General features: G+C 68.2%; 20 protein-coding genes. 8 read left to right on the top strand and 12 right to left on the bottom strand.

What is annotated here, in order from left to right; genetic code table 11:
* Window positions 1–4 precede the first annotated feature (4 nt).
* On the top strand, window positions 5–355 hold the full coding sequence (locus ASE43_RS13840) for a hypothetical protein (RefSeq protein ID WP_056180184.1): 351 nt from the start codon (window positions 5–7) through the stop codon (window positions 353–355).
* A 30-nt stretch (window positions 356–385) separates the two neighbouring features.
* Here the strand turns inward: ASE43_RS13840 and ASE43_RS13835 are convergent, their stop codons facing one another.
* On the bottom strand, window positions 386–3,361 hold the full coding sequence (locus tag ASE43_RS13835; protein WP_057160888.1) for a serine/threonine-protein kinase: 2,976 nt from the start codon (window positions 3,359–3,361) through the stop codon (window positions 386–388).
* Between the two features lie 499 nt (window positions 3,362–3,860).
* On the opposite strand from ASE43_RS13835, the gene ASE43_RS13830 reads away from it, so the two are divergent.
* The gene (locus ASE43_RS13830) at window positions 3,861–5,858 is read left to right on the top strand and encodes a hypothetical protein (RefSeq protein WP_057160887.1); all 1,998 of its coding nucleotides are present in this window, start codon (window positions 3,861–3,863) and stop codon (window positions 5,856–5,858) included.
* Window positions 5,859–5,933: 75 nt separating this feature from the next.
* The gene (locus ASE43_RS13825) at window positions 5,934–6,830 is read left to right on the top strand and encodes an enhanced serine sensitivity protein SseB C-terminal domain-containing protein (protein WP_157499931.1); all 897 of its coding nucleotides are present in this window, start codon (window positions 5,934–5,936) and stop codon (window positions 6,828–6,830) included.
* 58 nt (window positions 6,831–6,888) lie between these two features.
* Here ASE43_RS13825 and ASE43_RS13820 read toward each other — a convergent pair whose 3' ends face one another.
* Together ASE43_RS13820 and ASE43_RS13815 are read right to left on the bottom strand one after the other, a co-directional pair.
* Window positions 6,889–8,334, bottom strand: coding sequence for a serine hydrolase domain-containing protein (locus ASE43_RS13820; protein ID WP_057160885.1), 1,446 nt, complete (start codon window positions 8,332–8,334; stop codon window positions 6,889–6,891).
* Window positions 8,335–8,449: 115 nt separating this feature from the next.
* A complete protein-coding gene (locus ASE43_RS13815; protein WP_057160884.1) occupies window positions 8,450–8,854 on the bottom strand; it encodes a hypothetical protein in 405 nt (134 codons plus the stop codon).
* Between the two features lie 247 nt (window positions 8,855–9,101).
* Between ASE43_RS13815 and ASE43_RS13810 the strand changes: the two genes are divergently transcribed.
* Together ASE43_RS13810 and ASE43_RS13805 are read left to right on the top strand one after the other, a co-directional pair.
* On the top strand, window positions 9,102–10,328 hold the full coding sequence (locus ASE43_RS13810) for a pentapeptide repeat-containing protein (protein WP_057160883.1): 1,227 nt from the start codon (window positions 9,102–9,104) through the stop codon (window positions 10,326–10,328).
* Between the two features lie 194 nt (window positions 10,329–10,522).
* Window positions 10,523–11,485, top strand: coding sequence for an MBL fold metallo-hydrolase (locus ASE43_RS13805; protein ID WP_056180163.1), 963 nt, complete (start codon window positions 10,523–10,525; stop codon window positions 11,483–11,485).
* A gap of 51 nt (window positions 11,486–11,536) precedes the next feature.
* Here the strand turns inward: ASE43_RS13805 and ASE43_RS13800 are convergent, their stop codons facing one another.
* The 3 genes from ASE43_RS13800 to ASE43_RS13790 are packed head-to-tail and all read right to left on the bottom strand — an operon-like array spanning window position 11,537 to window position 13,915.
* On the bottom strand, window positions 11,537–12,433 hold the full coding sequence (locus ASE43_RS13800) for a DMT family transporter (RefSeq protein ID WP_057160882.1): 897 nt from the start codon (window positions 12,431–12,433) through the stop codon (window positions 11,537–11,539).
* Entirely contained in the window at window positions 12,430–13,041 is a 612-nt protein-coding gene (locus ASE43_RS13795) for a class I SAM-dependent methyltransferase (RefSeq protein ID WP_057160881.1), read from the bottom strand. The genes ASE43_RS13800 and ASE43_RS13795 overlap by 4 nt, the downstream gene beginning before the upstream one ends.
* Window positions 13,042–13,078: 37 nt before the next feature.
* Window positions 13,079–13,915: an AraC family transcriptional regulator gene (locus tag ASE43_RS13790; RefSeq protein WP_057160880.1), complete on the bottom strand. Its 837-nt coding sequence runs from the start codon at window positions 13,913–13,915 to the stop codon at window positions 13,079–13,081.
* A 278-nt stretch (window positions 13,916–14,193) separates the two neighbouring features.
* On the opposite strand from ASE43_RS13790, the gene ASE43_RS13785 reads away from it, so the two are divergent.
* Window positions 14,194–14,973 carry a hypothetical protein gene (locus ASE43_RS13785; RefSeq protein ID WP_056180149.1) on the top strand — a complete coding sequence of 260 codons (780 nt, stop codon included), beginning with the start codon at window positions 14,194–14,196 and terminating at the stop codon, window positions 14,971–14,973.
* A gap of 13 nt (window positions 14,974–14,986) precedes the next feature.
* On the opposite strand, the gene ASE43_RS13780 is transcribed toward ASE43_RS13785, so the two are convergent.
* Together ASE43_RS13780 and ASE43_RS13775 are read right to left on the bottom strand one after the other, a co-directional pair.
* Entirely contained in the window at window positions 14,987–15,595 is a 609-nt protein-coding gene (locus ASE43_RS13780) for a GyrI-like domain-containing protein (protein ID WP_057160879.1), read from the bottom strand.
* Window positions 15,596–15,708: 113 nt separating this feature from the next.
* Window positions 15,709–17,163 (bottom strand): tectonin domain-containing protein, encoded by a 1,455-nt coding sequence (locus ASE43_RS13775; RefSeq protein WP_157499929.1) that lies wholly within the window; start codon window positions 17,161–17,163, stop codon window positions 15,709–15,711.
* A 632-nt stretch (window positions 17,164–17,795) separates the two neighbouring features.
* On the opposite strand from ASE43_RS13775, the gene ASE43_RS13770 reads away from it, so the two are divergent.
* Entirely contained in the window at window positions 17,796–19,319 is a 1,524-nt protein-coding gene (locus tag ASE43_RS13770; protein ID WP_200956263.1) for an FAD-dependent monooxygenase, read from the top strand.
* A 107-nt stretch (window positions 19,320–19,426) separates the two neighbouring features.
* On the opposite strand, the gene ASE43_RS13765 is transcribed toward ASE43_RS13770, so the two are convergent.
* The gene (locus tag ASE43_RS13765; RefSeq protein ID WP_056180138.1) at window positions 19,427–19,912 is read right to left on the bottom strand and encodes a VOC family protein; all 486 of its coding nucleotides are present in this window, start codon (window positions 19,910–19,912) and stop codon (window positions 19,427–19,429) included.
* Window positions 19,913–20,235: 323 nt separating this feature from the next.
* Between ASE43_RS13765 and ASE43_RS13760 the strand changes: the two genes are divergently transcribed.
* The gene (locus ASE43_RS13760; RefSeq protein ID WP_056180135.1) at window positions 20,236–20,913 is read left to right on the top strand and encodes a class I SAM-dependent methyltransferase; all 678 of its coding nucleotides are present in this window, start codon (window positions 20,236–20,238) and stop codon (window positions 20,911–20,913) included.
* A 37-nt stretch (window positions 20,914–20,950) separates the two neighbouring features.
* Here ASE43_RS13760 and ASE43_RS13755 read toward each other — a convergent pair whose 3' ends face one another.
* The 3 genes from ASE43_RS13755 to ASE43_RS13745 all read right to left on the bottom strand — a co-directional run bounded on the left by ASE43_RS13755 (window position 20,951) and on the right by ASE43_RS13745 (window position 25,934).
* Complete coding sequence (locus ASE43_RS13755; protein ID WP_057160876.1) at window positions 20,951–22,066, bottom strand: protein kinase; 1,116 nt, start codon at window positions 22,064–22,066, stop codon at window positions 20,951–20,953.
* A gap of 124 nt (window positions 22,067–22,190) precedes the next feature.
* Window positions 22,191–25,238: a serine/threonine-protein kinase gene (locus ASE43_RS13750; RefSeq protein ID WP_057160875.1), complete on the bottom strand. Its 3,048-nt coding sequence runs from the start codon at window positions 25,236–25,238 to the stop codon at window positions 22,191–22,193.
* Window positions 25,239–25,280: 42 nt separating this feature from the next.
* Window positions 25,281–25,934: an ECF-type sigma factor gene (locus ASE43_RS13745; RefSeq protein WP_057160874.1), complete on the bottom strand. Its 654-nt coding sequence runs from the start codon at window positions 25,932–25,934 to the stop codon at window positions 25,281–25,283.
* Between the last annotated feature and the right edge of the window lie 30 nt (window positions 25,935–25,964).

The raw sequence follows: 25,964 nt of genomic DNA, 5'->3' as shown, positions 1-25,964 counted from the left end.
AGGCATGGAGTTCCTCTGTCGATTTCACGACAGCGACGCCCTGTCGCAGGCGCGCGGCCGCCTGCGTGAGAAGGGTATTCCCAGCTTCGCCTCCGAGGTCGAATCGCGCAGGATGGGCAGCCAGTGGGCGCTGTTCGTGTGTTTGCCCGAACAGGCCGAAGATGCGCGTAGGCTCCTGCGCGATCCGAACCATGAACCCGCCGTGCGTGTCGACGCCGCCGAGTTCGAACGCGCCATCGAGCACGCGGAACGCGCCCCCTCCGACGAGACGTTCGCGCGCTGGATCACCATCGTGGGCGCGGTGGTGGCCGCGGGCTTTCTGGTGCTGGTTTACCTGCGCTCGCAATGGGCCTGAGCCGGTCCGACCCGAGCCCGCCCCGTCGCGCTAACGCGCCTTGCCGCGGCACGCCTGGAGATGCAGCGGTTCCGCCGCGCTCAGCGCGGCCTTGATCGGAACCTGCGCGCCCGTGGTGTTGAGCATGCGGCCGCGCTGGCGCAACGCGCTGAGGAAGCCGACGGTGTCGCGGGTGGCGAAATGCGTGGGCCCGAGCCTGGCCCGCTCCGAGGCCAAGGCCTGCTCCAGATAGCGCTGCGCCTGCGCGTTGTCGCAGTGCTCGTAGGCGTGAAGGGCGCGATACACCCAGGAGTCGTGCAGGTACAACTGCGCGAGGTAGCCAGTGTCGTCGCGGTACGCGTCCAGGGTACGCGCGAAGTCGCGGTCGGCTTCAACACGATGGCCTTGCTGGTAGCGCAGGGTGATCCAGAAGATATCGACCATGCCCCGGTAGCTGCTCTTGGGCTCGAAATAGCGCTCTCCATCCGCGCGGCTCTCGCGCAGCAGGGCTTCGACCCTGGGCAGGTCCGTCGCGCCGCCGTGCAGCAGCAGCGAATGGGCCAGCAGCAGCTTCTCCCACGGCCCCGGAATGCGGGCCGCGCGCTTGATGCGCAGGTTGTATTCGAACAGCGCCTCGGCCTCCTTGTGGTCGCCGGGCTGCAGGATCGCCGGCGCCAGATCGTGCAGGCGGGCGGCCAGGGTGCGACGCGCGAACAACGTGGTTTCATGGGCCGGGCCCAGACGGGTCTCGCAAATGCGCAAGGCCTCGCGCAGCACCGGGACGTTGTCGCGCGATTCGCGCGCGGCCACGGTGGACCCCATCAACAGCGATAGCGCGTACTCGGGATGGTCGCGGCCGTAGGCGGCTTCGATCAGGGCGCGCCCGGCCTCGATGTATTTCAGCGCATCGACTTTACGGCCGTTCACGTACTGCCCGTAGCCGAGCAGGATCCAGGCGCGCGCGGTCTTGGGGTGGCGGTCGCCCAGGGTCTCGCGGCGGTCGCGCAACAAGCGCTCGGCCATGGCCAGGTCCGACGAGCGCCGATAGCGGGCGGACATGGTCAACCAGTGATCGCGCCCGTCGTCCGCCAGCACCGGGTTGCGCAGGTCGACCAAGGCGATGGCGCGCTCCGCGTCGGCCTGCGCCTCTTTGAGCCGGAACAGGCGGCCGCGGAACTTGCTGCGCTGGATCAGCAGTTGGGCGAGCAATTCCTCGTGCCCGCCGCCCAGCGCTTGCGCCTGACGCAATGCCGTATCCAGCGTCCTCAGGGCCGCCGTCGGATCGCCCAGACCCCACTGCGCCTGCGCCAGTTCGACGCCGAAGGCGACCTTGGACTGATGCGCCTGCGTATCGTGACGCTCGGCCAGCACCGCGAGATGCGCGCGCGCCACCTGCGCGGCCTCGGCGTAGCGCGATTGTATGTTGAGCAGGGACAAGCGCGTGGCGGCGACGTAGTCCTCTTCGTCGATGTCGTCGCCGAGACTGAGTTGCGCCTCGTCCGCCAGCCGTTCGGCGTGCCGATAGTCGCCGATCACCGCGTAGCTGCGCGCCAGCGTGGCCAGGCTGTGCGCCCGCAGGACGTGGTGCCGGCTCAGGTCGAGCTTGCGCAGCTCCATTTCGGTCTTGGCCAACAGGTTGCGCGAAGAGAAGGGCGTGGTGCCCAGGCCGGATAAGGTGGCCGAGCCCAGGGTCGAGGCAAACAGTTCGCTGACCGCGCGAGTGGCCTGGGCTTCGTGCAAGGCGCGCTGACTCTGCCAGTGCGAGATGCCGAAGGCCGCGCCCAGCACCAGCGGCAGCGCGAATGCCAGACTGGCGGCGGCGCGGTTGCGACGCAGCAGTTTTTTCGTGCGTGGCCACCAGCCGACCGGATTGGCATTGACCGGGTGGCCGGTGCGCCAGCGTCGCAGGTCTTCGGCGAATGCCTGAGCGCTGGCATAGCGATCCTGTGGCCGCTCGGCCACCGCTTTGAGCGCGATCGCCGATAGATCGCCGGCAAGCTCGCGCGTCAACGCCGTAATGCCGGCAACGCCGCGCTCGGTCGCTACCGAACTCGGGGCCTGGGCGAGCAGGCGATCCATCGGCGCGGCGGTGCCTTGCGCGGCATCGGGTATCAGCGCGCTGAGGGTATGCAACGCGGTCGGCCATTGCCCGCACAGCAGGCGATAGCTCAGCACGCCCAGGGCATACAGGTCCGCGGCCGTGCCGCCCGCGCCGAGGCTGTGCGCGCCTGCGCGCCGTATCTCCGGCGCGGCGTAGTCCATGGTCAGCCCTATGCGCTCGCTGTGCGCGCCGGTCAAGACCTCGAAGGTGGAGGACAAGCCGAAGTCCACCAGCTGCACTCGGCCGTCTTCGGTCACCAGCAGATTGGACGGCTTGATGTCGCGATGCAGCAGGCCTTGCGCATGCGCGTATCCCAAGGCCCGCGCGGCCTGCATCAACAGATCGACGCGCTCGCGCACCGGTGCGCGGCGCCGATCGCACCAGCGGTCGATGGCAAGCCCGTCGACGTAGCGCATCGCGAACCAGGGTTGGCCGTTCTCGTCCACACCGCCATCGACCAGGGCGGCGATGCCGGGATGGTCGAGACGCGCGAGATGATTACGCTCGTTGCGGAAGGCCGCGATCAGCTCCGGCGTGGCCAACTCGGCGCGCACGCATTTGAGCGCGACGCGCTGTTGGTAGTGGCCATCGTCGCGGTGCGCCTCGTAGACGCTGCCCATGCCGCCGTGCGCGATCGCGCGGTCGATGCGCCATGCGCCCAGGCGCGTGCCGATGCGCGCATCCGCTGCCTGCGCTTCGTCGGCATCCAGCGGCCGCGATGCTTGCTTGTCGGCGATCACGTCCGCGGGCGAGCGCGACAGTATTCCGGAGGCGCTGTCGTCGTCGGCTTGAAACAAGGCGCGCAGCGCCCGATGCAAGGCGGGATCGCGGTGCGCCAGCTCGGCCAAAGCGCTTTGGCGTTCGGCCCAGGGCAGGTCGATCCACTGGTCGAACAGGCCCAGTGCGCGCGTGATGAGTTCGCTCATGGAGAGTGCATCGCCGCCTTGGTTGGATAGGCCGGGTCCATGGCCGGATGGTTCCGTCGCGGCAGGGATGGTCGTGATGAGTAGGCGTCAATTGATACGCCAAACGCGACAGGCTGTCGAACCCTCGAGCTGGATGCACGTGACTGTCACGATGGCAGCGCGAGCGTCGTGTGCGTGGCGAGTCTTCGAGCGTGCTTTCGGATCAGTCGCGCGTATGCAGCGCGTGGCGGCGGATCGTGTGACCGCGACAATCGCGTGGATTATGTGTGTATTTGTGATGCGCATTAAACGCCTATAGGTACTTTCACTCTCTTTATTTTCAGTAACCGATGGTGCGATCAATGCGCGCAAAGGAGCGCCTTCGGTGTAGGTTGCGGGGGCCGAAATGGGATGCCGGACGTGGCAAGGGAGCGCGACGATGGATAGAGATTCGCTTGCATGCGCGAATGACAAACGGATATGGCACATAAGTGAAGTGCCTAGCGCACAGAATAAGTGCGTGTACGGCGAGAAGTTCTGTCCGGCGCTGGCTGCAGTGGGGCGCCGTACGCGGATTCTGTTCCCGGCCCTGGCCGCGCTGGCGTTCATGTTGCCCACGGCGGCGGCGTTCGCCCAGAACCGTCCGACCCTGGAGATGCAAACCACCAACGGCGGACCCGCGGGCACCGGCCCAACCACCGCCAGCCAAGTCGTGACCTTTCGCAGGAACAACGACAACCCCGGCGGCAATACCTTCGCCGCGCAAGCGCCGCTGCCGGCGGTCACGGTGACCTATAGCCTGTCCAACCAGCAGTACACCTTGAACACGACGACCGAATCCGCCGCCGGCGCGGCTGTCGCTTTCGGCAGCAACTTGAATAACGCCGGCACGCTGGCCGGGCCGCTGAATCTGTACATGAACATGAACACCATCGGTGCGCCGGCCAATGGCTCTTTCACCTCCACCGGCACCTCGACCGCGGGTACCGGCATCGAGATCGCGCAGAACGGCGCCATCGAGATGTTCATCTCCACGCGCGGCCTGTTCAATGCTGGCGCGCCGACCAACGCCAGCTATCGGATGGCCGATCTCACCTTGACCTTCAGCCGTCCGGTCAACAATCCGGTTCTCCATTTCGCCGGCACGGGCGGAATGTTCGGCACCATGGGCATAGCGCCGACCTTCGATCTGCTCACGCCAGGGCTGTCGCTGACCCGCCTGTCCGGCAATGCCGCGTTCGCCACCGGCATCAACCCGGCTACCGGCTTGCCCTCGGTCAGAAACGCGGCCGTCACGCCTGCCGCCGCCTGCAACGTCGCCGATGAGGCCGCCTGCGGCTCGGTACGCGTGGTGGGCAACAATCTGTCGTCGATCAGCTTCCGCATCTACCTGCGCGGCGATGGGCTGGAAACAGTTTGGGCCACGCCTGCCCAACATCCGGGCGACGGATTCACCGTCGGGGTTTCCCTGGACGTGCCCCCACGCATTCGCCTGCAGAAGGCGCTGGGTGCCGGCGGGCGCGCGGCCGCGGCGGATCAGTTCGCCTTGAGCATCGCCGGGCCGGTGGGTGGAACCGCGACCACCGTCACCACCAACACCACCGGCACCGGCGCCACCGCGACCGGCACCGCCGATTTCGCCCAAGCCGATGTAGGCGCCACCTACACCTTGTCCGAAGCCATGGCGGCGGGTAGCACCACACCTTTGACCGGCTACACCAGTTCGATCGCGTGCGTGAACGCCACGGCGAACTCCACCACCGTACTGCCCAGCGGCGCGGGCACCAGCTTCACCCTGACGACCACGGCGGCCGACGACATCACCTGCACTTTGACCAACACCCGCAAGGCCGTGCAGTTCCGCCTAGCCAAGGTCTGGGGCGCGAACAGCATCGCCGGCAACGTGGCGTCGATCGCGGCGACGACAGGGCTGACCACCAATACCGCGGCCTTCACTTCGACCGCGCCCACCAACACCACCGGTGCGACGGTGACCGCGTTCGTCGGCGAGGTGGCGACGCTACCCGCGGAAACCTTCAGCAGCGGCAGTCTGAGCAACTACAACACGACTTTGACCTGCGACAACGGCGTCGCGCCCTCGGGCAGCAACGGCCAGGTCAGCAACACGGTGACGATGCCGAACAATCTGCCCGCCAACACCCTGGTCACTTGCAGCTACACCAACACGCGCCGACAGGCCAACCTGTCGATCACCAAGACCAATACGCCGGGTACCAACGGCGAGGTCGACCAAGGGGCCGATACCGTGATGACCGGCAACTCCACGGTGTACACGGTGATCGCTACCAATGCCGGACCGGACGCCGCGCATGGCGCGATCGTGCGCGACCAGCCGGTGGGCGGTTTGAGCGGCTGCGTGGTCAGCGGTTGCACCCAGAACGGCGGCGCTGCCTGTCCGGCCACGCCGAACGATATCTTGAACGCGGGCGGCGCGACGCTACCGGTATTTCCCGCGAACGCATCGGTGCATTTCGTCGTGGCTTGCACCGTCAACTAGGCCTGGCTGCCGGACTCCGTGGCGCGGCGCCACGCGCCACGGAGCGACTGCCTGCGCCGCGCCGGGCCCGGCCCCGTGGGGCGCACCGGTCTGCCGCAACGCGGTGTCGCCGAGATTGACGCGGGCGCCCGCGCCATCCGAGCATCCGTCCATCGCCCGGCCGCAACGGCCAGGCCTCTGGTTTTCGGAACTCGCATGGACGCAGCGCGCAACGCCCTGGAAATCGCATTGGCGCGCGCCGCCGCCGAGCCCGCGGCGCGACCGGCGTTCTATCGGCTGCTGCTGGACTCGGAAATTTTCGCGATCGGCCATACCCGAAACCCGAACGATGGTGGCGACAAGCTCAAGCTGGCGCTGATGCAATGGCAGACGCAAGACGGAGCGCCCTATCTGCCGTTCTTCACCAGCATGGAGGCCTTGCGGCGCGAGTCCGACGACGAAGTCGCGGCGGTGTCGATGGCGGCGCGCAACTTTTTCGAGCTCACCCGTGGCGCCACGGTGGTGCTGAACCCCAGCTCCGACTGCGGCAAGGAGTTCACGCCCGGCGAGATCGCGACCTTGCTGGACACCGGCATGTCCCAGCGCGTGAGCGCGCATACGATTCCGCACAGCAGCCAGGTGCTGCTGGGTCAGCCGGCGCAATTGCCGACCCGGATGCTGGCGTCCTTGAGCGCCTTGCTGGCGACGCGGCCCGAAGTGCGCGCGGCCTATCTATGCCAGATGCACGATCCTGTCCGGATGCCGGAGCCCGGTCTCGTGGTCGGCTTTCAAGGCGCGGGCGACTTGGGCCGCGTCATGCAGGACGCCGCCACCGTCGTCGCCGATACCGTTCCACCGGGACACTCCGTCGACTTCGTGGCGATATCGCGCGGCGACGGCGGCCTCGGCGACTATTTCCTGAGCTCGGTCGCGCCGTTTTATCGGCGTTCCTGGAGCAGCAGGTTGAAGGCGCTGTTTTCTTCGCGGGCTTAAGACCTGCTCGTGCTCCCGACGGAGATGCGGTGCGCTCTCGTCGATCGTCGGACGAAGCTTAGGGCGCGCTTTCCAGTCGCCGCAGCTGCGTTGCCGCATGCGTGTTCTTCGGATCCAGTACCAGCGCGCGCCGGTACGCCTCGATCGCGCCCTTGCGGTCGCCGTTGACCGAGCGGGCTTCGGCCAGGCTGTCGTAGGCATTACCGCTGTTCGGATACAGATCGACGATGCGTTCGAAGATGGCCAGGGCCTGCTTCGGACGGCCGGAGGCGAGCAAACGGTAGCCCCAGTCGTTGAACTCGGCCTCGGGGAAGCTGGCTTGCGGATGTTGGGCGCGCAAGTCGCGCAACACCGTGTCGACCCGCTCGTAATCGCTGTCGTCCAGCGCGATCCGCAGCGCGGGTATGCCGGTCAGCGGCAGCTCGGGCGCATAGATCTTGGCGATGCCGTCGATGAAGTCCTCCGGGTAGGCGCCCGACAGATTGGTGAGCACGACCACGGCGAGCGCGTCGTCCGGATACAGAAACACCGCCGAGCGCCCGCCGCCGGTCATGCCGACCATGCGATGGCTGCCGCGCGCGAACACCTGCCAGCCCAGCCCCCATTGCCCCGGCTTGCCGTCGGCATACCGCACCGGCGTCCACAGCCGTTCGCGCGTGCGCGCGTCGATCAGGCTGGCGTTCAACACCGCCTTCGCCCAGTTCGCCATGTCTTCGGCGTTGCTGTTGATGCCGGAGGAAGCCTGCCGATAGGGCGGGAAGCGCTCGTAGATGGGGCGCAGGGTACGCGGGGTGCCCGGCCCGCTGTCGCGGTAGCGATAGTTCGGACCCTTGCCGGGGACCACCACGTCGGCGTCGCCATAGCCGGTATGGCGCATGCCGGCCGCGGCGAACTGGGCGGTGGCCAGCGCCGCGTCGGACGGACGCGCCATCAGTTGGTTGAGGATGCGTTGCAGCAGCGTGTAGTTGGTCTGGCAGTAGTCGTAGCGTTCGCCAGGGGCGAAGCGGATCGGTTGCGCCAGGGTCCACGCCCATGCGGCCGCGGGGTCCTGCTCGACGCTGGGCGCGCGCATCAGGTCCGGCAGGCCGGACATATGCGCCATCAGCTGTTCGATCGTGACCGCTCGCCAGGACTCGGGCAGGTCGGTGAGGTAACGCGACAGCGGTGCTTTGGGATCGAGGCGGCCCTGCGCGATGGCGGCGCCCGCGGCGATGCCCGAAAACGCCTTGGTGATGGAATTCAGCGAAAACACCGAGGCGTCGGTCACCGGCACACCGAGTTCCACGCTTGCGACTCCGTAGTTGCGCAGCAGTACGGTGCGGTCCTGGCGCACCACAGCGACTTGCAGGCCGGGAATGCCCAGCTGCTGCATCCGCCGTCGCACCAGGGCGTCGACCGCTCGGGTGTTCGCGTCCGTGGAAGGCGTGGTCGTCGCGGGGGCAGCGTGGGCACTGCCGATGGCGGCGGCCGACAGCACGAGCGCGAGCAGAAAACCTAAGTTCATGAGTAAGCGATGCCTGCGGTTAGTTCAGGTCCACGAGGGGCCCGGTTCCATGTGCGATTAGAGATAGGTCCACGGCGATGGTCGCGCCTTGCATGCTCCGATGCGACCGGTTCGGCTAGAGCACATCCCAATCGGCGCGGCCGGTGAGGGTCTTCCTGCCCAGCGTGAGCGTGCCGGCATCGCCTTGGACCTCGAGCACGAACGACGGCGGTTGGCGCGAATCGCCGGGGTTGGTATGGCGCACGGTCAAGCGCTTCCCGGCCCGATCCATGCGCACAACATAGGCCTTGGGATGGGCTTCGTACTGCCCGCTACCGGTCCAGCTGGTTTGAGGAAAGCCCGGGTCCTCGCGGCCGACCAGCTCGAAGGAAAAGAAATCGGCGGGCGTGGTGCCGGCCGAAAAGCGGAACAGGGTGCCGGTGGCGGATGCAGGCAAGGCGCATAAGGACAAGACCAGCAACAGGGCCCAGGCGCGAGCCTGGTGAAGGCTGCGAGCGGCGAAACGGGCCGTGCTTTCCATTGCGAAAACTCCGCGATCGGTTGGTGGTGGGCGCGCCGGCATTGTGAGCCGCGCTTTCGCGGCGGAGCAATCGGGATCCAACGAATGCCGCGGGGAATGCGCCAGACCGGGGCGCGGCCGGCGCAAACGCTGGACGCGGCCGGCCGATGAGACGCGCGGTGCGGACGGACGGCGCGCAGCCGCCCACACTTTCGGCTACTGTCCAGCCTCTGCCACAGGGGGGCGTGCCATGAATGGATTCGGGTGGATGCTGGTAGCGGTCATGGGGGCGATGTCGGTGCAACCGGCCAGGGCCGCCGATGCGGACGCGCTGTATCGGTTGTTGCATCCCAAATCCTGTCTGGGCTGCGATCTGAGCCAGGCCGAGTTGCCCGACGGGATCGACTTGAGCGGTTACGACTTGAGCAAGACGCGCTTCGACGGTGCGCGCCTGCGCGGCGCGAATCTGCAGGGCGCGGACTTCGGCGGAGCGGATCTCACCGGCGCCGACGCCAGCGGCGCCAACCTGCGTTCCGCGAAGCTGGGCACGGCCAAGCTGGCCGGCATCGATTTCAGCCGCGCCCAGCTCGACGCCGACTTCAGCGGCATCGACCTGACCCGCGCGCGCTTCAAGGGCAGCGAGCTCAACGGCAACCGCTTCAATCGCGCGCAGCTGGGCGATGCCGACTTCAGCGAATCCAAGCTGGTCGGCGTCGATTTCGGCAAAGCCGTGGCCCAGCGCGCCGACTTCAGCGCCAGCCGCATCGAGAACACCCACTTCGTCGGCGCGGTGTTGAGCGGGGCCAGCTTCAAGGATCTGCAGGTGCAGAGCTACAACGTCGGCAAACCGATCGACTTCAGCGGCGCGGATTTGAACGGCGCTGATTTCAATGGCGCCAACTGCCGTGGCAAGTCCTTCCGGATCTGCGCGCGCACCGATGCCGCGACCACCTGTCCGGCGGGCAATAAGGGCCCTTGCCTGGACTTCGGCTCGGCGCTGGTCGCGCGCAATCGCGAGATCTTGATCAGCAGCTCGCAATGCAAGGGCTGCGATCTGCGCGGGGCGACGTTGGACCACAAGGGCGGCGCGCGCATCGTGCTGGACGGCGCCGACCTGCGTTCCGCGTCCTTGTACCGCTTCAATGCGCCGGACGGCAGTTTCGTCGACGCCAAGCTGCAAGGCGCGGACGTGGTGGGCGATTACACGCGCGCCAAGCTGCAGGGCGCCGACCTGCGCGCCGACCGCCTGATGGGCACCTTCGTCGAGGCCCAGATGCAGGGTGCGGACCTCAGTGGCGCGGATATCCAGATGTCCGACTACCGCCGGGCCAACCTGGTCAAGGCCAAGCTCAACAACACCCTGGTGTACGGCACCGACCTGCGCGGCGCGGACCTGACCGGCGCCGACGTCCAAGGCCTGCGCTACGGCAATACGGCCAAAACGGATGCCACCACGACCTGCCCGAACGGAAAGCCGGGGCCTTGCGCCTGGTGAACCGTCGATGGGTGCGAGGGCCCGATCGAGCTTGCGCGCAGGCACGCGCGCAAGCGATACAGGCGAAATGAGCAAGACACTGTTGCGTAGATGCCGGCTTGTTGGTCGATAACGGCGGGGCTAAGCTCGCCGAGCCGCAACGCCCGGTCACCGGCGAGTGTCGCCGCTCCCCACTTCGCACCCGAGACCTGCCCATGAATCGCACCGCGCTCTCTCTCTTCGTCGCCGCCGCCTTGGCCGGCGCAACCTTGGTCGGTTGCGCCAAGCCCGAGCCCGCCGCGACCGCCACGCCGACTCCGGCCGAGACGCCCGCCACGGCCACGGCCTCGACGCCGGAAACCGCGAACCCGGATGTGCATCGCTTCAAGATCGGCGCGCTCGATGCCGCGGCCTTGAAGGACGGCGACATCGACGCCGCCAACGACGGCAAGACCTTCGCCCTCGGCCACCCGCCGGCGGACGTCGCCGCGCTGCTGAGCGCGGCCGGCCTGCCCACCGACGTGCTGCACCTGAGCATCCAGCCTTTGCTGGTGCGCAGCGGCTCGCGCGTGTTGCTGTTCGACACCGGCGCGGCCGACGCCTCGTTCGCACGCGCCGGGCGCCTGCCAGCTTCGCTGCGCGCCGACGGCGTCGAGCCTTCGCAGGTCACCGACATCTTTCTTTCGCACCAGCATCAGGATCACACCGGCGGCCTGCTCACCGCCGACGGCAAGCTCGCGTTCCCCAACGCCGCCATCCATCTGTCGGCACCGGAATGGGAAAGCCTGAAGGCCGACAAGGGCGCCGCCGCCTTGGTCGCGGCGATGACGCCGAAGGTTGCCCCCTTCCAGCCGGGCGCGGTCCTCATTCCCGGCGTCGTCACCGCGGTCGCCGTGGACGGACATACGCCCGGCCACAGCGCCTACGAGATCGCGTCGGGCGATCAGCGCCTGCTCTACATCGGCGATACCGCGCATCACCACGTGATCTCGGTGCAGCGTCCGGAGTGGACCATCCAATACGACACCAACGCGCCGCTGGCCCAGACCAGCCGCCGCGCGCTGCTGCAGCGCGCGGCCGACGGCGATCTGCGCGTCTACTCCGTGCACTTCCCGTTCCCGGGCCTGGGCCACGTCAAGGCCCAGGGCGAGAGCTTCGTCTGGGTGCCGGAACACTGATCGCGAGCGGGGCAGCGCGTTACGGCGACGCTGCCCCGCGCTCGAGGTCGGTCACCTGCTTTCGTCGCTGCCTATCGGAACCGGACCGGCGCCATGCTGCGACGCTCCCCGCGAGGTGGCCAGGAATGAGCCCAGCAGCACCAGGGCGAAGCCCGCGAGCATGCCCGGCGTGAGCGGCTCATGCAGCAGCCAGACCCCTAGCAGCAAGGCCACCACCGGATTGACGTAGGTGATCACGGTGGCGCGCGTGGGGCCGGCTTCGGCGATCAGCGAGAAGAACAGCAGGAACGCGATCGCGGTGCAGACTACGCCCAGCACCAGTACGGAGCCAGCGGCTTTCATCGTGACCTGCGGCGGCCAGGCCGGAATCGCGAACGGGATGTACAGCGCCGCCGCGACCGCGAGCGAGGCGGCGATCACGCCCAGCGGCGGTACCCCGGACAGATAGCGGCTGATCACGATCGGACCCAGCGCGTAACCCAGGGCGGTCGTCAGCGCGGCGCCTACGGCCCAGCCGTTGGAGACGTCGATGTCCAAGCCGACCAGTGCGACCACGCCGCCCAAGCCCACGGCCAATCCCAGCGAGCGTCGGCCGTTCAGCACTTCGCGACCGCTCAGCACCATCAGGCCGGCGGTCAGTACCGGCACCAGCGCGATCAGCAGGCCGGCGGTGGAACTGTTGATGCGCGTCTCCGCATAACCCAACAACCACCAGGGAATACTGATCTCGACCAGGGTAAAAGCCAGCAAGGGCTTCCAGTAGCGCAGCAGCGGCCGCAATTCCCCGCGCATCGCCGCGATCGGCAGCAACAGCAAGGCGCCGATCAGAGTACGCGCAAACGCCACGCACACCGGCGGCAAATCGGCCACCGCTACCCGGATCAACAGATAGGGGATGCCCCAGATCAGGCCGAGCGCGAGGAACAGCCACCAGGCGCGCGCGCTCATGCGGCCTTCCTCGCCAGCACGGAACGCCAGGGCCCGGAGCTCTCGTCCTGGTGCGCGTCCCACACTACGACGAAGCCCGCGCCCCGCAGGCGCCGGTCCAGCGCTTCGCCGGTCCACAGCACCACGCGATAGTCGCCGGAGTTCGCCTGCTCCCAGTACTCGGTCTCGCCCAGCGGGTAGGAAAGCAGCACGGCGCCCTCCGACGTCAGGGCGTTCGCGAGTTTGCGCAACACGGCATCCAGGTCGGCGCGCTCGAAGTGCTGAAGCACGCATAGCATCAGGATGCCGTCGTAGGTGTCGGCGATCTCGTCAGCGAGCACGTCCAGCGCATCCACGCGATGGCCGCGCTCGGCCTGAACCTCGCGGAAGGCCGCCGTCACGTCGGTGCGGTGCACGCGCAGGCCCAGGGTTTCCAGGAAATCGGCATCCCAGCCGGGGCCGGAGCCCACGTCCAGCACGCGCCCGCCAGCGGGCAGCAGCTCGGCCAGTTGCCGCAAGGCCGTGGCATACAGCCCGGTCGGCTGCTTCGGCACGCTGGCCGCGTAGTCTTGCGCGCATCGCTCGTAGCCGGCGACGGTGCGGCGGTTCGAATCGGACGAATCGGGCATGGCGTGTGCTCCTGGGGCGTAGCGATGAGGCGAGGCCTTAGTCGGCCAGCGGTATCCACAGCGAGAGCCCGCCTTCGCCGGTGTCGGGATCGAACTCAGGCGAATGCCGCTCGATGATAGGCGACTGAGCCGGCGTCCATCCGTGCTCGGGCAAGGCCTCGTTCCAGATCGCGGCATAGGTATCCAGCACCGTCGAGACATGTCCGCGGTGTTCGAACACCGCGTAGCGGCAAGGCGCGATCTCGATCCGCAGCAGATCCTCCGGCACACGGCCGAACGCGCTGACCTCGGCGGCGCAGACGTAGTCGAATCCGCCCTGTTCGTCCGCGGGCTGCTGAATGCCGATCGGTATGCCTTCGATCCGGTGCGGAATCTGGCCGTAGCCGCCGGCCATGAAGACCTGCCATTGAATGGGAATGCCGATGACCTTGTCGAAGCTGTGGCGGCGCGACAGACCGACCGCGCGCACGGCCGGACCGTCGGCCAACCAGGGCGGCGCCAGCGCGGGCCGCGCCCGGTTGCGCAGGTCCAGTGGCGCGACCAGCGCCAGGCCCTGCGTGCTCGCGCGCTCGCGCACGCGCTCGGGCGGCAGCTCGAACTGATCGCGGAATGCGCGGGTAAAGGCTTCGTGCGAACCGTAGCCCGCGTCCAGCGCCACCGCCAGAATATCGGGCGCGCCCTGCGCCAAGGTTTGCGCCGCGCAGGTCAGGCGCCGCGCGCGCAGGTACTTCATTAGCGGCCAGCCGGTGCTGCTGCCGAATGCGCTGGCCAGGTGCGAGCGCGATACGCCGCAGGCTTCGGCCACGGTCGACAGGCTGAGCTCGCATTCCGAGTTGCGCTCGATGACCCACAAGGCTTTGTCCACGACCGACATGCGAGTCCTCCCGTTTCGAAAGGCGCAACCTAACAAGCGTGTCGGCCGGCCGTTTGATCGTTCGTACGGTCGGAGGGTGGCCGTTCCCGGCCGGGCGCGATAGTGACAAGTCTCACAAGAACGCGATGATGCGCGGATCCGACTAACCTGCGCTGCTCCAATGCCCCTGGCCGCCTTGTCGGCGACCCGACTCGCGCGACGCCCGCTTGGGCGAACGCTGGCCTGTTCGCGCGGCATCCGACGTTGGCCCCGGATGTCGAGCCAACGGAGGGCGGGTCATGATCGTCTCGGTGTTCAATCTCAGCCACGGCGCCATCGGCGACCTCCGCATGCAGGAGGTGATCCGGGCCATCAATATCCAGATCGAGCGCGACTTCGAGCCCTACTGGGGCTTCGGCGCGACGCTGCGCCTGGAAGGGCACACGGCCCGCAAGGGCAAGCGCCGTTTCGAGTTCGAGCCCCTGGATATGCGCGGCGACGGCGTGCTGTACGTGCTGGACAAGTTCAACAAGGATCTGGCCGGCGCGCACGAGACCGACTTCCGCGGCGTGCCGGCGGGCGTGGTTTACCTGGACTTGAGCAAGGGCTTGCAGGAGGACTGGACGGTCAGCCTCTCGCACGAGGCGCTGGAGATGATCGCCGACCCACAGGTCAATCTGGTGGTGCAGGGGCCGCATCCGGAAGCGCGCGATCGCGACGTGTTCCACTGGTTCGAAATGTGCGATGCCGTGCAGGCGCAGTCCTACGCCATCGACGGCGTCGGCGTGTCGGATTTCGTCCTGCCCCTGTACTTCACGCCCACGTCGGAGCCCGGCTCGCGCAACAACTTCATGGGGGCCGTGACCCGCGGCAAGAAGAGCGTCGACCTGCCTTCGTTCGGCGTGGCCCACGGCGGCTATATCGGCTATTTCGATCCGCGGAAAGCCGACAACCTCACCTACGAACACGAAGGCGACACCTTGGCCAGGAAGCGCCGGGCCCTGAAGCAGGGCCGCACCGGCCGTCGCGCTCAACGCATGCTCAAGACGGCCAACTTCGCCAAGATACCCAAGGCCTAGACCGCCGCCGCGCTCACTTCATCGGCTGGCGGATGATGGTTTTCCACTTGGCCGGATCGCCGCGGCGGATGTCGCTGAGATAGATCTCGTGGTGCTTGCCGGTCAGCGTCGAACGCGCGGCGATATGGTCGTGGACGCGCTGTATGGTCGGGCCTTCCTCGCTGAAGGGGCCGATGTGCAGCGTCTGCGCGCACCGGCCCTCATCGAAGGACGCCAGCCTCAGCTGGCTCACCGCAGGTAGCGCCTTCTTTCGTCGCACCTGCGCGATGGCCGCGTCGATGACCGCGTCCGCCACGAAATCCGGCTGCAGGATCATCATCGTCCATTGCCATTGCGAACGGTCGTCGGCGGCGAAGGACGCCAGGTCGTCCGACCACCACAAGCCTTCCAAGGGCATGACCGCGTAGTCGATCGCCTGCTTGCCCTTCTTGAGCATGAACTTGGCCGTGTAGGACACGGAGAACAGAGCCTCCACCGCGGCGGCGTAAGCGGGCGAGGTGTTGGGGTCGCCCGCGCCGTCGATCATCAGGAACCGCAAGCTCGGCACCTCGACTTCGACCACGGCCTTCGCCGAGGGCTGGTAGAGGAACTTGAGTTCTTTCTTCAGATCGATCTTGCCCATGCAGACTCCCAAGGACGACGGATGCGGCCGCTGTCGCCGCGCACGAACGCGACGATCGTACGCGGTGGCCGGACCGCGATGGGTCGAAGCCCGGCGCCGGTCTGGAAGCGCGGTCAGAGCGAGGTCTGCGCCTGCTGGTCTGGCCGGCCTTGCTGGCTCTGTTGGCGCTGCTGCCACAGCGGCGATTTGAAGTAATGGTGCAGATGGTGGTCCGCGCCGACCGCGACGCCGGAGCCCGACCACACCGCATTCTGGCCCGAGCCGTCGTCCCAGGTGACGCCGCACACGTGATAGCGGTCGGCGGCGTCGATCTGCTGCAGCTGCATGGTGCCGGCCTGGCTCCAATCGCCGGGCGCGATCCGCGACCACAGATGGTGATTGCCGTCGATCGCGAACAGCGAAGCGTCGGCGCCGATCGCCACGTCCAGCATCGCGCCGGTGGTCGGAGAGGAGACCGCCTGCCAGCCGCCGCCGGTGAAGAAGAACAGCTTGCCGCTGGGGTCGAGGCCGGCGATGTACTGCGAGGAACCCACCGCGACCTTCTGCATCCGGCCAGGCACGGACTGCCAGGCGGCACCGTCGAAACTCCAGATCGCTTGCGCCTGATCGACAGCCCACAAGCTGCCGTCGACGCCCGCCGAGATCGAAACGAAATTGCTGCCCGCGATCTTCTGCCAGGTGCTGCCGCCCCATTGCAGATAGATGCCGGTCTGCACGTCGAGCGCATACATCTTATGGGCGTCGATGGCGATCTTGTCCAAGGTGCGATTCGGAAACACCAGCGACTGCCAGGCGCCGAAGCCGGCCAGCCGGACGACCGGATCGCCGTCGACCAGCAGGGTGCCGTCCGCGGCCACGCCGGCCGAAGCGCAGGACCCCAGGGTGTCGATGGGCTGCCAGAAGCCGCCGCCCAGGACCCAGAGCAGGCCGAAGTCCCAGCCGTAGACCAGCCCGCCGTTGCCCGCGGCGATGCCGAATAGATTCGGTGTGTTGGTGGCGGCGACCCGCCATACGCCGCCATCGAGATACAGAGTGCGATCGTCGTGCGACTGCAGCCAGACCGTGCCGTCCGGAGCGATCGAGATCCACTGCGCGTTGGGTGCGTCGGTCACCGGAGCGAAGGTGCTGCCGTTCCACTTGTACGGAACGCCGGGGCCGCCCCACCAGCCGCTGGTGTTGTCGATGGTCCAGACATTGCCGCCGTCGCCGACCGCGACGAACAGGGCCAAGGCGCCGCCGTTGGGGCGTTGCTGCCATTGCCCGCCGGACCACTCGAAGATATTGCCGTTGCCGTCGACGCCCCAGGCCGAACCGTCCGCGCTGGTGCTGACATGCCACATCGGCGTCCAGGGCGCGGCCTGGTACGGCGTATTGACCAGCTGATAGACCTCGCCGGCGGCGCTGAGGCCGTAGATGCTGTTGACGTTGCCGACCGCGATATAGGTCAGCGCCTGCGAGGTTTCGGGCTGCACCGAGGAATTGCCCAGATACCGCAGCGCCTGATGGGCCGCGTTCAAAGCCCAGAACGTACCGTCGTTGCCGTTCGTCGCCATCAAATACGTTGCCATGCGCTACTCCGAGAGTGGGATGGAAGTGACAGGACCGGGCTCTGGTTTCCCCGCGCACAGCGCCACAGCGCCCTGCGCCAGGCCGAGCGGCGGTGGCGACGCGGTGCTTGCGGCGGTTCGGAAGCTTGCAGTTCCCCGGGTGTAGCCGTGTTCGTGCTGCGGCGGCAGCGACCGCTCCGCGGTATCGCGCCACGTCGGTCGTACCGGCGTGGCGGCGAAGACGGGTTCATTGCGCCCAGCGCAATCCTACGTCCGCTCCGGCTCGGAAACGACCGCGCCGGTGTCGGCGGTCGCCCCGTAGGCGCCGCTCATCCGGCGCGGTCGCCGGACGATGCCGATGTTGGCGTGTCGGACGCGATGCGCCGGCGGGCCGAGCCCGCGCGGGTCGTCGTGTTCGGGAAGAGAGCGGACCGGCGCAGGCAGGCGGCTATCCGCGCTGGAACGCGGAAGAAGGCGGGTAAGGGGGCTTGGGCGGAACGCGCGCCCGCGCAGCGGGCCGATCGGCGCAGAGGGGGTGAAGACGCCCCTGTCCCTATCAATATCTTAGCGCATGGGGGGCTTGCGGCAAGCCCCGCGCCGTGGCGCTAAATCGCCGACCGTAAGCCGGACCCTCCGGCCGTTGGAGCGACGACATGGGCGAGCGGTTAGTTCAAGACGAAATGCGTGGGCATGCGGTGGCGATCGCCGGAAGCGGCCCGACCGGAATGATGCTGGCGGCCGAATTGGCCCTGGCGGGCGTGGACGTCGCCATCGTCGAGCGGCGCGCCAATCGGGATCTGGTGGGCGCGCGTGCGGGCGGTCTGCATGCGCGCACGCTGGAGATCCTCGATCAGCGCGGCGTCGTCGAGCGATTCCTGTCGCAGGGACAGGTGGCCCAGGTCGCGGGCTTCGGCGGCACCACGTTCGACCTCGGCGACTTCCCGACCCGGCATCCCTACGGCCTCGGGCTGTGGCAGAACCACATCGAACGCATCCTCGCCGATTGGGTGGATGAGCTGTCGGTGACGATCTATCGCGGCTGCGAGGTCGCTGGTTTCGCCCAGGACGCCGCCGGCGTCGACGTCGCCTTGTCCGATGGCCGGAGCCTGCGCGCGCAGTACCTGGTCGGCTGCGACGGCGGACGCAGTCGGGTGCGCAAGGCCGCCGGCATCGAATTCCCCGGCACCGATCCGAGCACCAGCGCCCTGATCGCGGAAGCGCAATTCAGCCAGCCGCCGGCACTGGGCGTCCATCGCGATGCCTTGGGCACGCATGGGTTCGGCAAGCTGGATTACGAGATCCGCGACGGCAAGGTGATCTACGGGGAAGGCGGGCCGACCCGGATCATGGTGACCGAGGCGCAGGTCAGCACGACCGAACCTACTCTGCGCGATCTCAGTGCCGCCCTGATCGCCGTGTACGGCACCGACTATGGGATACATAGCCCCGCTTACATCTCGCGATTCACCGATACGACGCGTCAAGCCGCGAGCTACCGCGTCGGACGCGTGCTGCTGGCCGGCGACGCCGCGCACATACACAGCCCGATCGGCGGACAGGGCCTCAACACCGGCGTGCAGGACGCGGTGAATCTGGGCTGGAAGCTGGCTCAGGTCGTCCACGGCACCTCGCCGGAGGGTTTGTTGGACAGCTATCACGCCGAACGCCACCCGGTCGGCGCGCGCGTGTTGCGCAACACCCTGGCGCAGGTCGTATTGCATCGCAACGACGACCGCAGCAAGGCGGTGGCCGAGGTGGTGTCCGAGCTGATGCGCATGGACGAGCCGCGCAAGCGCTACGCGGCGATGATGAGCGGCTTGGATATCCGATACGAGTTCGGCGAAGGCCATCCGCTGCTCGGGCGCCGCGTGCCCGATCTCGAACTGATCGGCGCCGACGGCCCGCTGCGTGTCTATACCTTGCTGCACGAGGCCAGGCCGGTGCTGCTCAACCTGGGCGCACCCGGCGCCTTGGACCTCGCCGTGTGGACGGGGCGAGTGCGCTTGGTCGAGGCGCGCTACGCGGGGGTGTGGGAGCTGCCCGCACTGGGCATCGTCGCGCCGCCCACGGCCGTGTTGATACGGCCGGATGGCCATGTGGCCTGGGTGGGCGAGGGCACGCACGAAGGACTGCGCGAGGCGCTCGCCACCTGGTTTGGCGCGCCCGTCGAGAGCTGACGCGGGCGGCGTTATCGTTCGGGGCTTAGCACCCGGCGATCGCCTTCGAGCCTGCGACCGCTATGCGTCGCAGGCGCGGGGCGTAGCCTCGCGAACGTATCCGAACCTCAGGTGCCGACGTCCGCGACCGCGCGATCGAGCTCGGCGATGTCGATCTTGCGCATTTTCATCATCGCTGCGAACGCGCGTTTCGCGGTGTCGCCGCCCTGGGCCATCAGATCGGTCAGGCGCCGCGGCGTGATCTGCCAGGACAGGCCGAAACGATCTTCGCACCAGCCGCACATGCTCTCTTTGCCGCCGTTGTCCACGATCGCGTTCCAGTAGCGATCGGTTTCGGCCTGGTCGTCGGTGGCGACCTGGAAACTCACCGCTTCATCGAACTTGAATTGAGGACCTCCGTTCAACAGCAGAAACGGCATGTCGAAGATCGTCATCTCGACGGTCAGGACCTCGCCCTGCTTGCCGTCGGGATAATCGCCGGGCGCACGCGCCACCGCGTCTATGTGGCTACCGGGAAAGGTCGCGGCATAGAACTGCGCGGCCTCTTCGGCGTTTTTGTCGTACCAAAGGCAGGGCTGGATCTTGGCGGTCATGCGCAACCTCCTGAGGTCAATCCGGGCGAGCGAGGGTACTGCGGCGCGAGCGAGTCTGGCGTGAAGTCGCCTCGCCCAGCTTTCGCGTCTTCGGCGAGCGCCACCCAAGGCCCACGCGCATGAAGCCCTGACCCGGCGTGGGCGATCCGTCGTCGGCACGCATGGCCGTGGTGGCGGTATCGGTCGTGGGAACGTGGCGGCTCGTGTCTGCGGCGACATCGCGGCGTTGCGCGAGGCGCGACGATCCGTGCCAGCGGTGCCCGATCGGCGGCGCGGCCCATGCCGTAGCATGAAACGCCCTGGCTTCGAGCGGGAGTTCTGCCTTGTCTTCGTTCTCCGATCCGCAAGCGGTCGCCCGCTACGCGCAGGGCCCGGTGCGCCAGGTACCGGGTTTTCATGCCCTGCAGCAAATGACCCGGCTGCTGCTGGCCGAGCGCGTGCCCGACGACGGCCGCGTGCTGGTGCTGGGCGCCGGCGGCGGTTTGGAGTTGAAGGTGTTCGCCGAAGCGCAACCGGGATGGCGCCTGGTCGGCGTGGACCCGTCGGCCGAGATGTTGAAGCTCGCGGCGGTCACCTTGGGGCCGCTCGCGCCGCGCGCCGAACTCATCGAGGGCTATATCGACAGCGCGCCCGAGGGGCCCTTCGATGGCGCCGCCTGCCTGCTGACCTTGCACTTCCTCGATGCCGAGGAGCGCCTGCGCACCTTGATCGAACTCCGGCGGCGCTTGCGGCCGGGCGCGCCGCTGGTCGTCGCCCACCACAGCATTCCGCTGGAACCGGAGCAGAAGCGGCGATGGCTGAGCCGCTATGCGGCCTTCGGGATCGCGTCCGGCGTCGCCGAGTTGGACGCCAACCATGCGATCGCCGCCATCGGCGCCAGACTGCCGCTGCTGTCGCCCGAGCAGGAGGTCGAGTTGTTGCAGCAGGCCGGCTTCGGTACGGTCGAGCTGTTCTACGCCGCGTTTAGCTTCAAAGGCTGGGTCGCCTACAACCCGGCCTAGCGTCGTTGCCCTCAGGGCCTCGCCGATCCGCCAGCGTTCACAGATGCAGCGCCTGCCGCAGGCGCAGCAACCAACCGCTGTCCCTGGCGATCGGGCGGCCCGCATGCCACAGGCGCAGGTCGTCGGCGAACGCGAGCATGTCCGCATAGCCGCCGCGCGCGGCCATGGCTCGTTCGACGATGGACGTGAGGTCGCCGCCGAGGGTGCGCGCGAGCGCGCGGTTGTCGTGCAGGCCGCGGCGTTGGGCGACGCTGGCCGGGGCGTCGATCAGGGCCAAAGCCATGCTCGGCGCGGCGCCGGGTTTCGCCGACAGCGGCGCGCGGCCGCACAGCAGGCGGAATGCGACCGCGCCCAGGGCGCGCACGTCGGCGCCGATGGCGATACGGTCGGCGTCGGGCGGCGTGGGTGCGGCGTCGAACAGCGAGGCGCTGCGGGCGGGTGCGGGCAGGCCGAAGCCGACCAGCTGGAGTTGCCCGGTTTCGTCCACCAGCAGGCTGCAGGCGGCCACATGCCGGTGGCGCACGCCGTGGGCATGGGCATAGGCGAGCGCGTCGCAGGCGCGAATCAGCAGGTCGACTCGCTGCGCCACGGGCAGACGGCGGGCGTCGCACCAGTCGTCGATGGCCTGGCCGTCGACGGGGCGAGCGGCGAACCAGGGATGCCCGTCGCCGTCGAGGCCGGCGTCCAGGATGGTGGCGATGCCCGGATGGCGCAGGGCGACCAGGCGGCGACGGTCGGACAAGAAGGCGCCGATCGCATGCGGCTCGCGCAGGGTCGAATTCAGGCAGTGCAACACCACTTGCTGGCGGTAGCGGCCGTCGTCGCGGTAGGCGAGGTAGCGGCCGCCGCCGCAGGCGTCGGCTAGGGCGCGATCGATCCGCCATGCGCCCAGGCGCTCGCCGATGCGGGGATCGGCGGGCCCGGCGTGCGCGTGTTCGGGCGAGGCCAGCACCGCCAGATGGGCGACCAAGCCGCTGGGCAGCTCGTCGTCCAGGGCATGGCGGCAGCCGTCGGCGCGCAGCAGATGGGCCAGGGCCCCGTGCAGGCGCGGATTGGCGTGCTGGAGCGATTGCAACCATTCCGCACGTTGCGCCGCCGGCAGGTCGACGTAGTCGTCGAACAGGTCCAAGGCGCGAAGCTTGAGTTCGTCCATGGGTAAGCGGTGAGGCCGGCGGTGGGCGCGGTTGCGCCTGACACAGCAGATATCGCCGTGGCGCGCGGCATCAGGGCATGCAGGGGACACCGTTCGTCGCTGGAAAGACGAATCTGCGACCGGGTTAGCGCTTAGCGGTTCCGCTGCCGGGCTGCGCGCCGCCCTTAGGCAGCGCCGCAGTCAGATTGGTAGTGGAATTTTTACGTACGAAATATGTTCCATTTCCGCAGTTCTGGGCGCGTCGAAGGACCGCGGCCTTGAGCGCGTACGGCGGAATGCCTTGCGCCGGCGGCGCCGACAGCATGGCGCCGTCGCGCAAGGCGGTCAGATAGGCGCGCGATTCGCGGGTGGCGGGGCCCTCCGGTCCCTGGCGGCGCAGGTCGTCTTCGGCCGACTGGGTCAGCAGCGCCGCCGCATCGTCGTCGCGGCAGGTCTCATAGGCGTACAGCGCGCGGAACATCAGGCTCTCGTGGATGCCGGCGCTGGCGACATCGCTGTCGTCGGCGACATCGGCGGCCACCTGCCGCGCGAAGGCGGCGTCGGCGCGCGCGCGCTGTCCTTGCAGGTAGTCCAGCGAGATCGCCATCTGGCTGACCAGGCGGGTGAACGCGTCGTCGGTTTCGTAGTAGCGGGCCGCATCGGACTGGGCATGGCGCAGCAAGGCCTGCGCACGCGGCAGGTCGGCCGGCGTGCCGCGCAGCATCAGCACGCGCGCCAGCAGCTGCGCCTCGCGCGAGGAGGGCAGGCCGGCCTTTTCCTTGATGCGCAGGTTGTCGCTGAGCAGCGTTTCGATCTCGGCTGGATCGTCGGGCCGCTGGTTGCGCGGCGACAGGCTCAGCAGGCGCATCGCCAGCACGGTGTTCGCGCGTACCGTGGTTTCGTGGTTCCGGCCCAGGGTCCGCTCGCAGATCTGGGCGACTTCGCGCAAGGGAGCGATGCTGTCGCGGTTGTCGCCCGGCGCGGTGTAGGACGCGATCATCGACGCCATCGCGTATTCGGGGTGGTTACGCCCGTACGCGGCTTCGATCATCGCCAAGCCGGCCAGCAATTGCCGACGGGCGATCACCTTGCTGCCGGCCAGGTATTGGGTATAGCCGAGCAATATCCAGGCGCGGCCGGTCTTGGGATGGTGCTCGCCCAAGGTGCGTCGGCGGCTTTGCAGCAGGCGTTCGCTGAAGGCCGGGTCGACCCGGCGGCTCTTACGCAGCAGCATCATCACCAACTCGTCGCGGCCGTCGTCGGCGAGCACGGTGTTGGTCTTGTCGGCCAGCGCGATCGCCGAACTCAGATCGGCTTGCGCCTGTCGGAAGTAGGACACCCGCGAACGATAATTGCCGCGCCGGATCAGCACCTGCGCCTGCAGTTCTTCGTTGCCGGGCCCGAGTGCGCGCGCCTGCGCGACGGCTTCGTCCAGCGTGCGCAGCGCGGCCGGCGGATGGCCTTGCCCCCACTCGGCCTGGGCGAGTTCGGCGCTGAAGTTGACTTTTTCCCGGCGCGCGGACGCGTCGTTGCGGTCCGCCAACTGCGTCAGACGGGCCGTGGCCAAGCGCGCGGCGTCGTCGAAATGCGCGCGTGCATTGAGCATCGAAACCTGGGTGGCCGACACGTAGCCGTCGTCGTCCCCGACCTCGCCCAGGGCGCGCATCGCCTCGGCGGCCAGGTCTTCGGCGCGCTTGTAATCGCCGATCACCGCGTTGCCGCGCGCGAGCGTGGCCAGGCTGTGCGCGAGCAGTTGCGGGTGGTCGTGCAGCGACATTTGGCGCAGTTGCGCCTCGGTCTTGTTCAACAGGGCGCGCGAGGAAAACGGCGCGCTGCCGAGCCCGGACAAGGTGGCGGTGCCCAGCGTGGACGCGAACAGTTGGCCAACCGCGAGGGTGGCGCGCGCCTCGCGCGCGGCGCGCTGGCCTTGCCATAGGGTGATGCCGGTGCCCGCGATCAAGACCAGCAATAGCGACGCGGCCAAGGCGGTCGCGGCGCCGTTGCGACGCATCAGCTTGCCCAGGCGGGCCAGGCGGCCGAGCGGGCGCGCCAGCACCGGCCGACCTTGCTGCCAACGGCGCAGGTCGGCGCCGAGCTCGCTGGCGCTGGCGTAACGGTCTTGCGGTTGCTTGGCGACCGCCTTGAGCGCGATCGCGCTGAGGTCGCCGGCCAACGCGTCGGCCAAGGCCGCGACGCTGCGCGCGCCGCGCTGCCGCGCCACCGATGCGGGCGTCGACGCCTGCAGCAGGCGCTCCATGGGCTCGGCGGCCGCGGAACTCCAGCCGGGCATGAGTTCGTGCAGGCTGTGTTTGGGCGCCGGCCATTGCGCGCACAGCAGGCGATAGGCCAGCACGCCCAGCGAATAGATGTCGACCGCGGGGCCGCGAATGCCGTCTCGCAGGCTTTCCGGCGCGCTGTAGTCGGGCGTGGCCGCGAGCTGCGGATCGGCAAGCGCGCTGCCGGTGAACAGCGAGGAAATGCCGAAGTCGACCAGATGCAGATGGCCATCCGCGGTGACCAACAGGTTGGCCGGCTTGATGTCGCCATGCAGCACGCCCTGCGCGTGCGCATGCGCGAGCGCTTCGCAGGCCTGGATCAACAGGCCCACGCGGGTGCGCACATCGGCGTTGCGGGCGTCGCACCATTCGTCGATCGGGGTGCCGTCGACATAACGCATCGCGAACCAGGGCCGGCCATCGCCGTCGATGCCGCCATCGACCAGACTGGCGATGCCGGCGTGGTCCAGGCGCGCCAGGTGATGGCGCTCGTCCAGGAAGGCGGCGACCAGATCGGGCGAGACCAGTTCGTTGCGGATGCACTTGAGCGCGACGCGCTGCTGGTAATGGCCGTCGTCGCGATGCGCCTCGTAGACCGCGCCCATGCCGCCGCGCGCGATCAGGCGTTGCAGGCGCCAGGGCCCCAGGTGGGTACCGATGCGCGATTGGTCGGCGCAGTGCGCGTCGTCGTCGGGCGCGTCCTCGGAGTTGGCGGGCTGCTTGTCGGCCAGGAAATCCACGGCCGAGCGCCGCAAGACGACCTCGTCGCCGGCGTCGGCGTCCAGCAGCGCGCGCAGGGTCGCGTACAGCGGCGCGTCGCTGCGCGCCAGCGCCGCCAAGGCGCGCTCGCGCGCGGCCGATGGCATCGCCACGTACTCGTCGAACAATGTCAACGCACGCACGGACAAGGAGGTCATGGCGGTGTCGGCCAGGTCGGGCGTCCTGCGTTCAATGAGGTCTTACGTCGAGCCGTCGTCCGTGCCGCTCGGGTCCAGGGATGCGGCCAGGAAAGCGCGCGCTTTGCGCCAGTCGCGCCGCACCGTACGTTCGGTGACGCCTAGTACTTGTGCGATCTCCCCTTCGCTCATGCCGGCGAAGTAGCGCATTTCCACGACCTGACCCAGGCGCGGATCGACCGCGGCCAGATCGGTGAGCGCGCGGTCGATCGCGACCAACTGATCCAGTTCCGGGTCGTAGGAGGGTTCTTGTACGGAATCGATTTCGCCGGGGTGGTAGTGCTCGGCGCGCTTGCTGGCCTGCAGGCGCCGCACTTCGTCCAGCACGGCGTAACGCATCGCGCGCGACAGCACCGACAACAGATGCTGGCGATTGTTGAGCGTGACCTCGTCCTGGTTGAGGCGCAGCCAGGTGCGGTTGATCAGCGAAGTCGGCGAACGCTCGCTGCCGCGCCAGCGCCGGCGCAGGTGCAGCCCGGCGACTTTATGCAGTTCCTGATACAGCAAGGTGTAGACCCGGTCCCAGGCGCCGGCCTGGCCGTTCTGGGCGGCCAGGATCAGTTGGGTGACGGAATCCATGGTGTCGCAGCCGAATTCGAACCCGGACGGGCTGCCGTCCGGGGTGCCCTGAAGCGCTTCTTGGGCCTGCTGCGTCATGGTATGGAGTGTTTCCGAATACGAAAGTTG

Origin of the sequence: Lysobacter sp. Root983 (assembly GCF_001429345.1) — a bacterium.
Lineage (GTDB): Bacteria > Pseudomonadota > Gammaproteobacteria > Xanthomonadales > Xanthomonadaceae > Lysobacter.
This window is presented reverse-complemented; position numbering and strand designations above follow the sequence as displayed.

Excerpts from the sequence above, each read along its gene's own strand:
- ASE43_RS13795 (WP_057160881.1), bottom strand. The coding sequence starts at position 13,041 with ATGCCCGATTCGTCCGATTCGAACCGCCGCACCGTCGCCGGCTACGAG.
- ASE43_RS13790 (WP_057160880.1), bottom strand. The coding sequence starts at position 13,915 with ATGTCGGTCGTGGACAAAGCCTTGTGGGTCATCGAGCGCAACTCGGAA.
- ASE43_RS13805 (WP_056180163.1), top strand. The coding sequence starts at position 10,523 with ATGAATCGCACCGCGCTCTCTCTCTTCGTCGCCGCCGCCTTGGCCGGC.
- ASE43_RS13750 (WP_057160875.1), bottom strand. The coding sequence starts at position 25,238 with ATGACCTCCTTGTCCGTGCGTGCGTTGACATTGTTCGACGAGTACGTG.
- ASE43_RS13775 (WP_157499929.1), bottom strand. The coding sequence starts at position 17,163 with ATGGCAACGTATTTGATGGCGACGAACGGCAACGACGGTACGTTCTGG.
- ASE43_RS13800 (WP_057160882.1), bottom strand. The coding sequence starts at position 12,433 with ATGAGCGCGCGCGCCTGGTGGCTGTTCCTCGCGCTCGGCCTGATCTGG.
- ASE43_RS13745 (WP_057160874.1), bottom strand. The coding sequence starts at position 25,934 with ATGACGCAGCAGGCCCAAGAAGCGCTTCAGGGCACCCCGGACGGCAGC.
- ASE43_RS13835 (WP_057160888.1), bottom strand. The coding sequence starts at position 3,361 with ATGAGCGAACTCATCACGCGCGCACTGGGCCTGTTCGACCAGTGGATC.
- ASE43_RS13780 (WP_057160879.1), bottom strand. The coding sequence starts at position 15,595 with ATGGGCAAGATCGATCTGAAGAAAGAACTCAAGTTCCTCTACCAGCCC.
- ASE43_RS13815 (WP_057160884.1), bottom strand. The coding sequence starts at position 8,854 with ATGGAAAGCACGGCCCGTTTCGCCGCTCGCAGCCTTCACCAGGCTCGC.
- ASE43_RS13785 (WP_056180149.1), top strand. The coding sequence starts at position 14,194 with ATGATCGTCTCGGTGTTCAATCTCAGCCACGGCGCCATCGGCGACCTC.
- ASE43_RS13755 (WP_057160876.1), bottom strand. The coding sequence starts at position 22,066 with ATGGACGAACTCAAGCTTCGCGCCTTGGACCTGTTCGACGACTACGTC.
- ASE43_RS13820 (WP_057160885.1), bottom strand. The coding sequence starts at position 8,334 with ATGAACTTAGGTTTTCTGCTCGCGCTCGTGCTGTCGGCCGCCGCCATC.
- ASE43_RS13770 (WP_200956263.1), top strand. The coding sequence starts at position 17,796 with ATGGGCGAGCGGTTAGTTCAAGACGAAATGCGTGGGCATGCGGTGGCG.
- ASE43_RS13810 (WP_057160883.1), top strand. The coding sequence starts at position 9,102 with ATGCTGGTAGCGGTCATGGGGGCGATGTCGGTGCAACCGGCCAGGGCC.
- ASE43_RS13840 (WP_056180184.1), top strand. The coding sequence starts at position 5 with ATGGAGTTCCTCTGTCGATTTCACGACAGCGACGCCCTGTCGCAGGCG.
- ASE43_RS13765 (WP_056180138.1), bottom strand. The coding sequence starts at position 19,912 with ATGACCGCCAAGATCCAGCCCTGCCTTTGGTACGACAAAAACGCCGAA.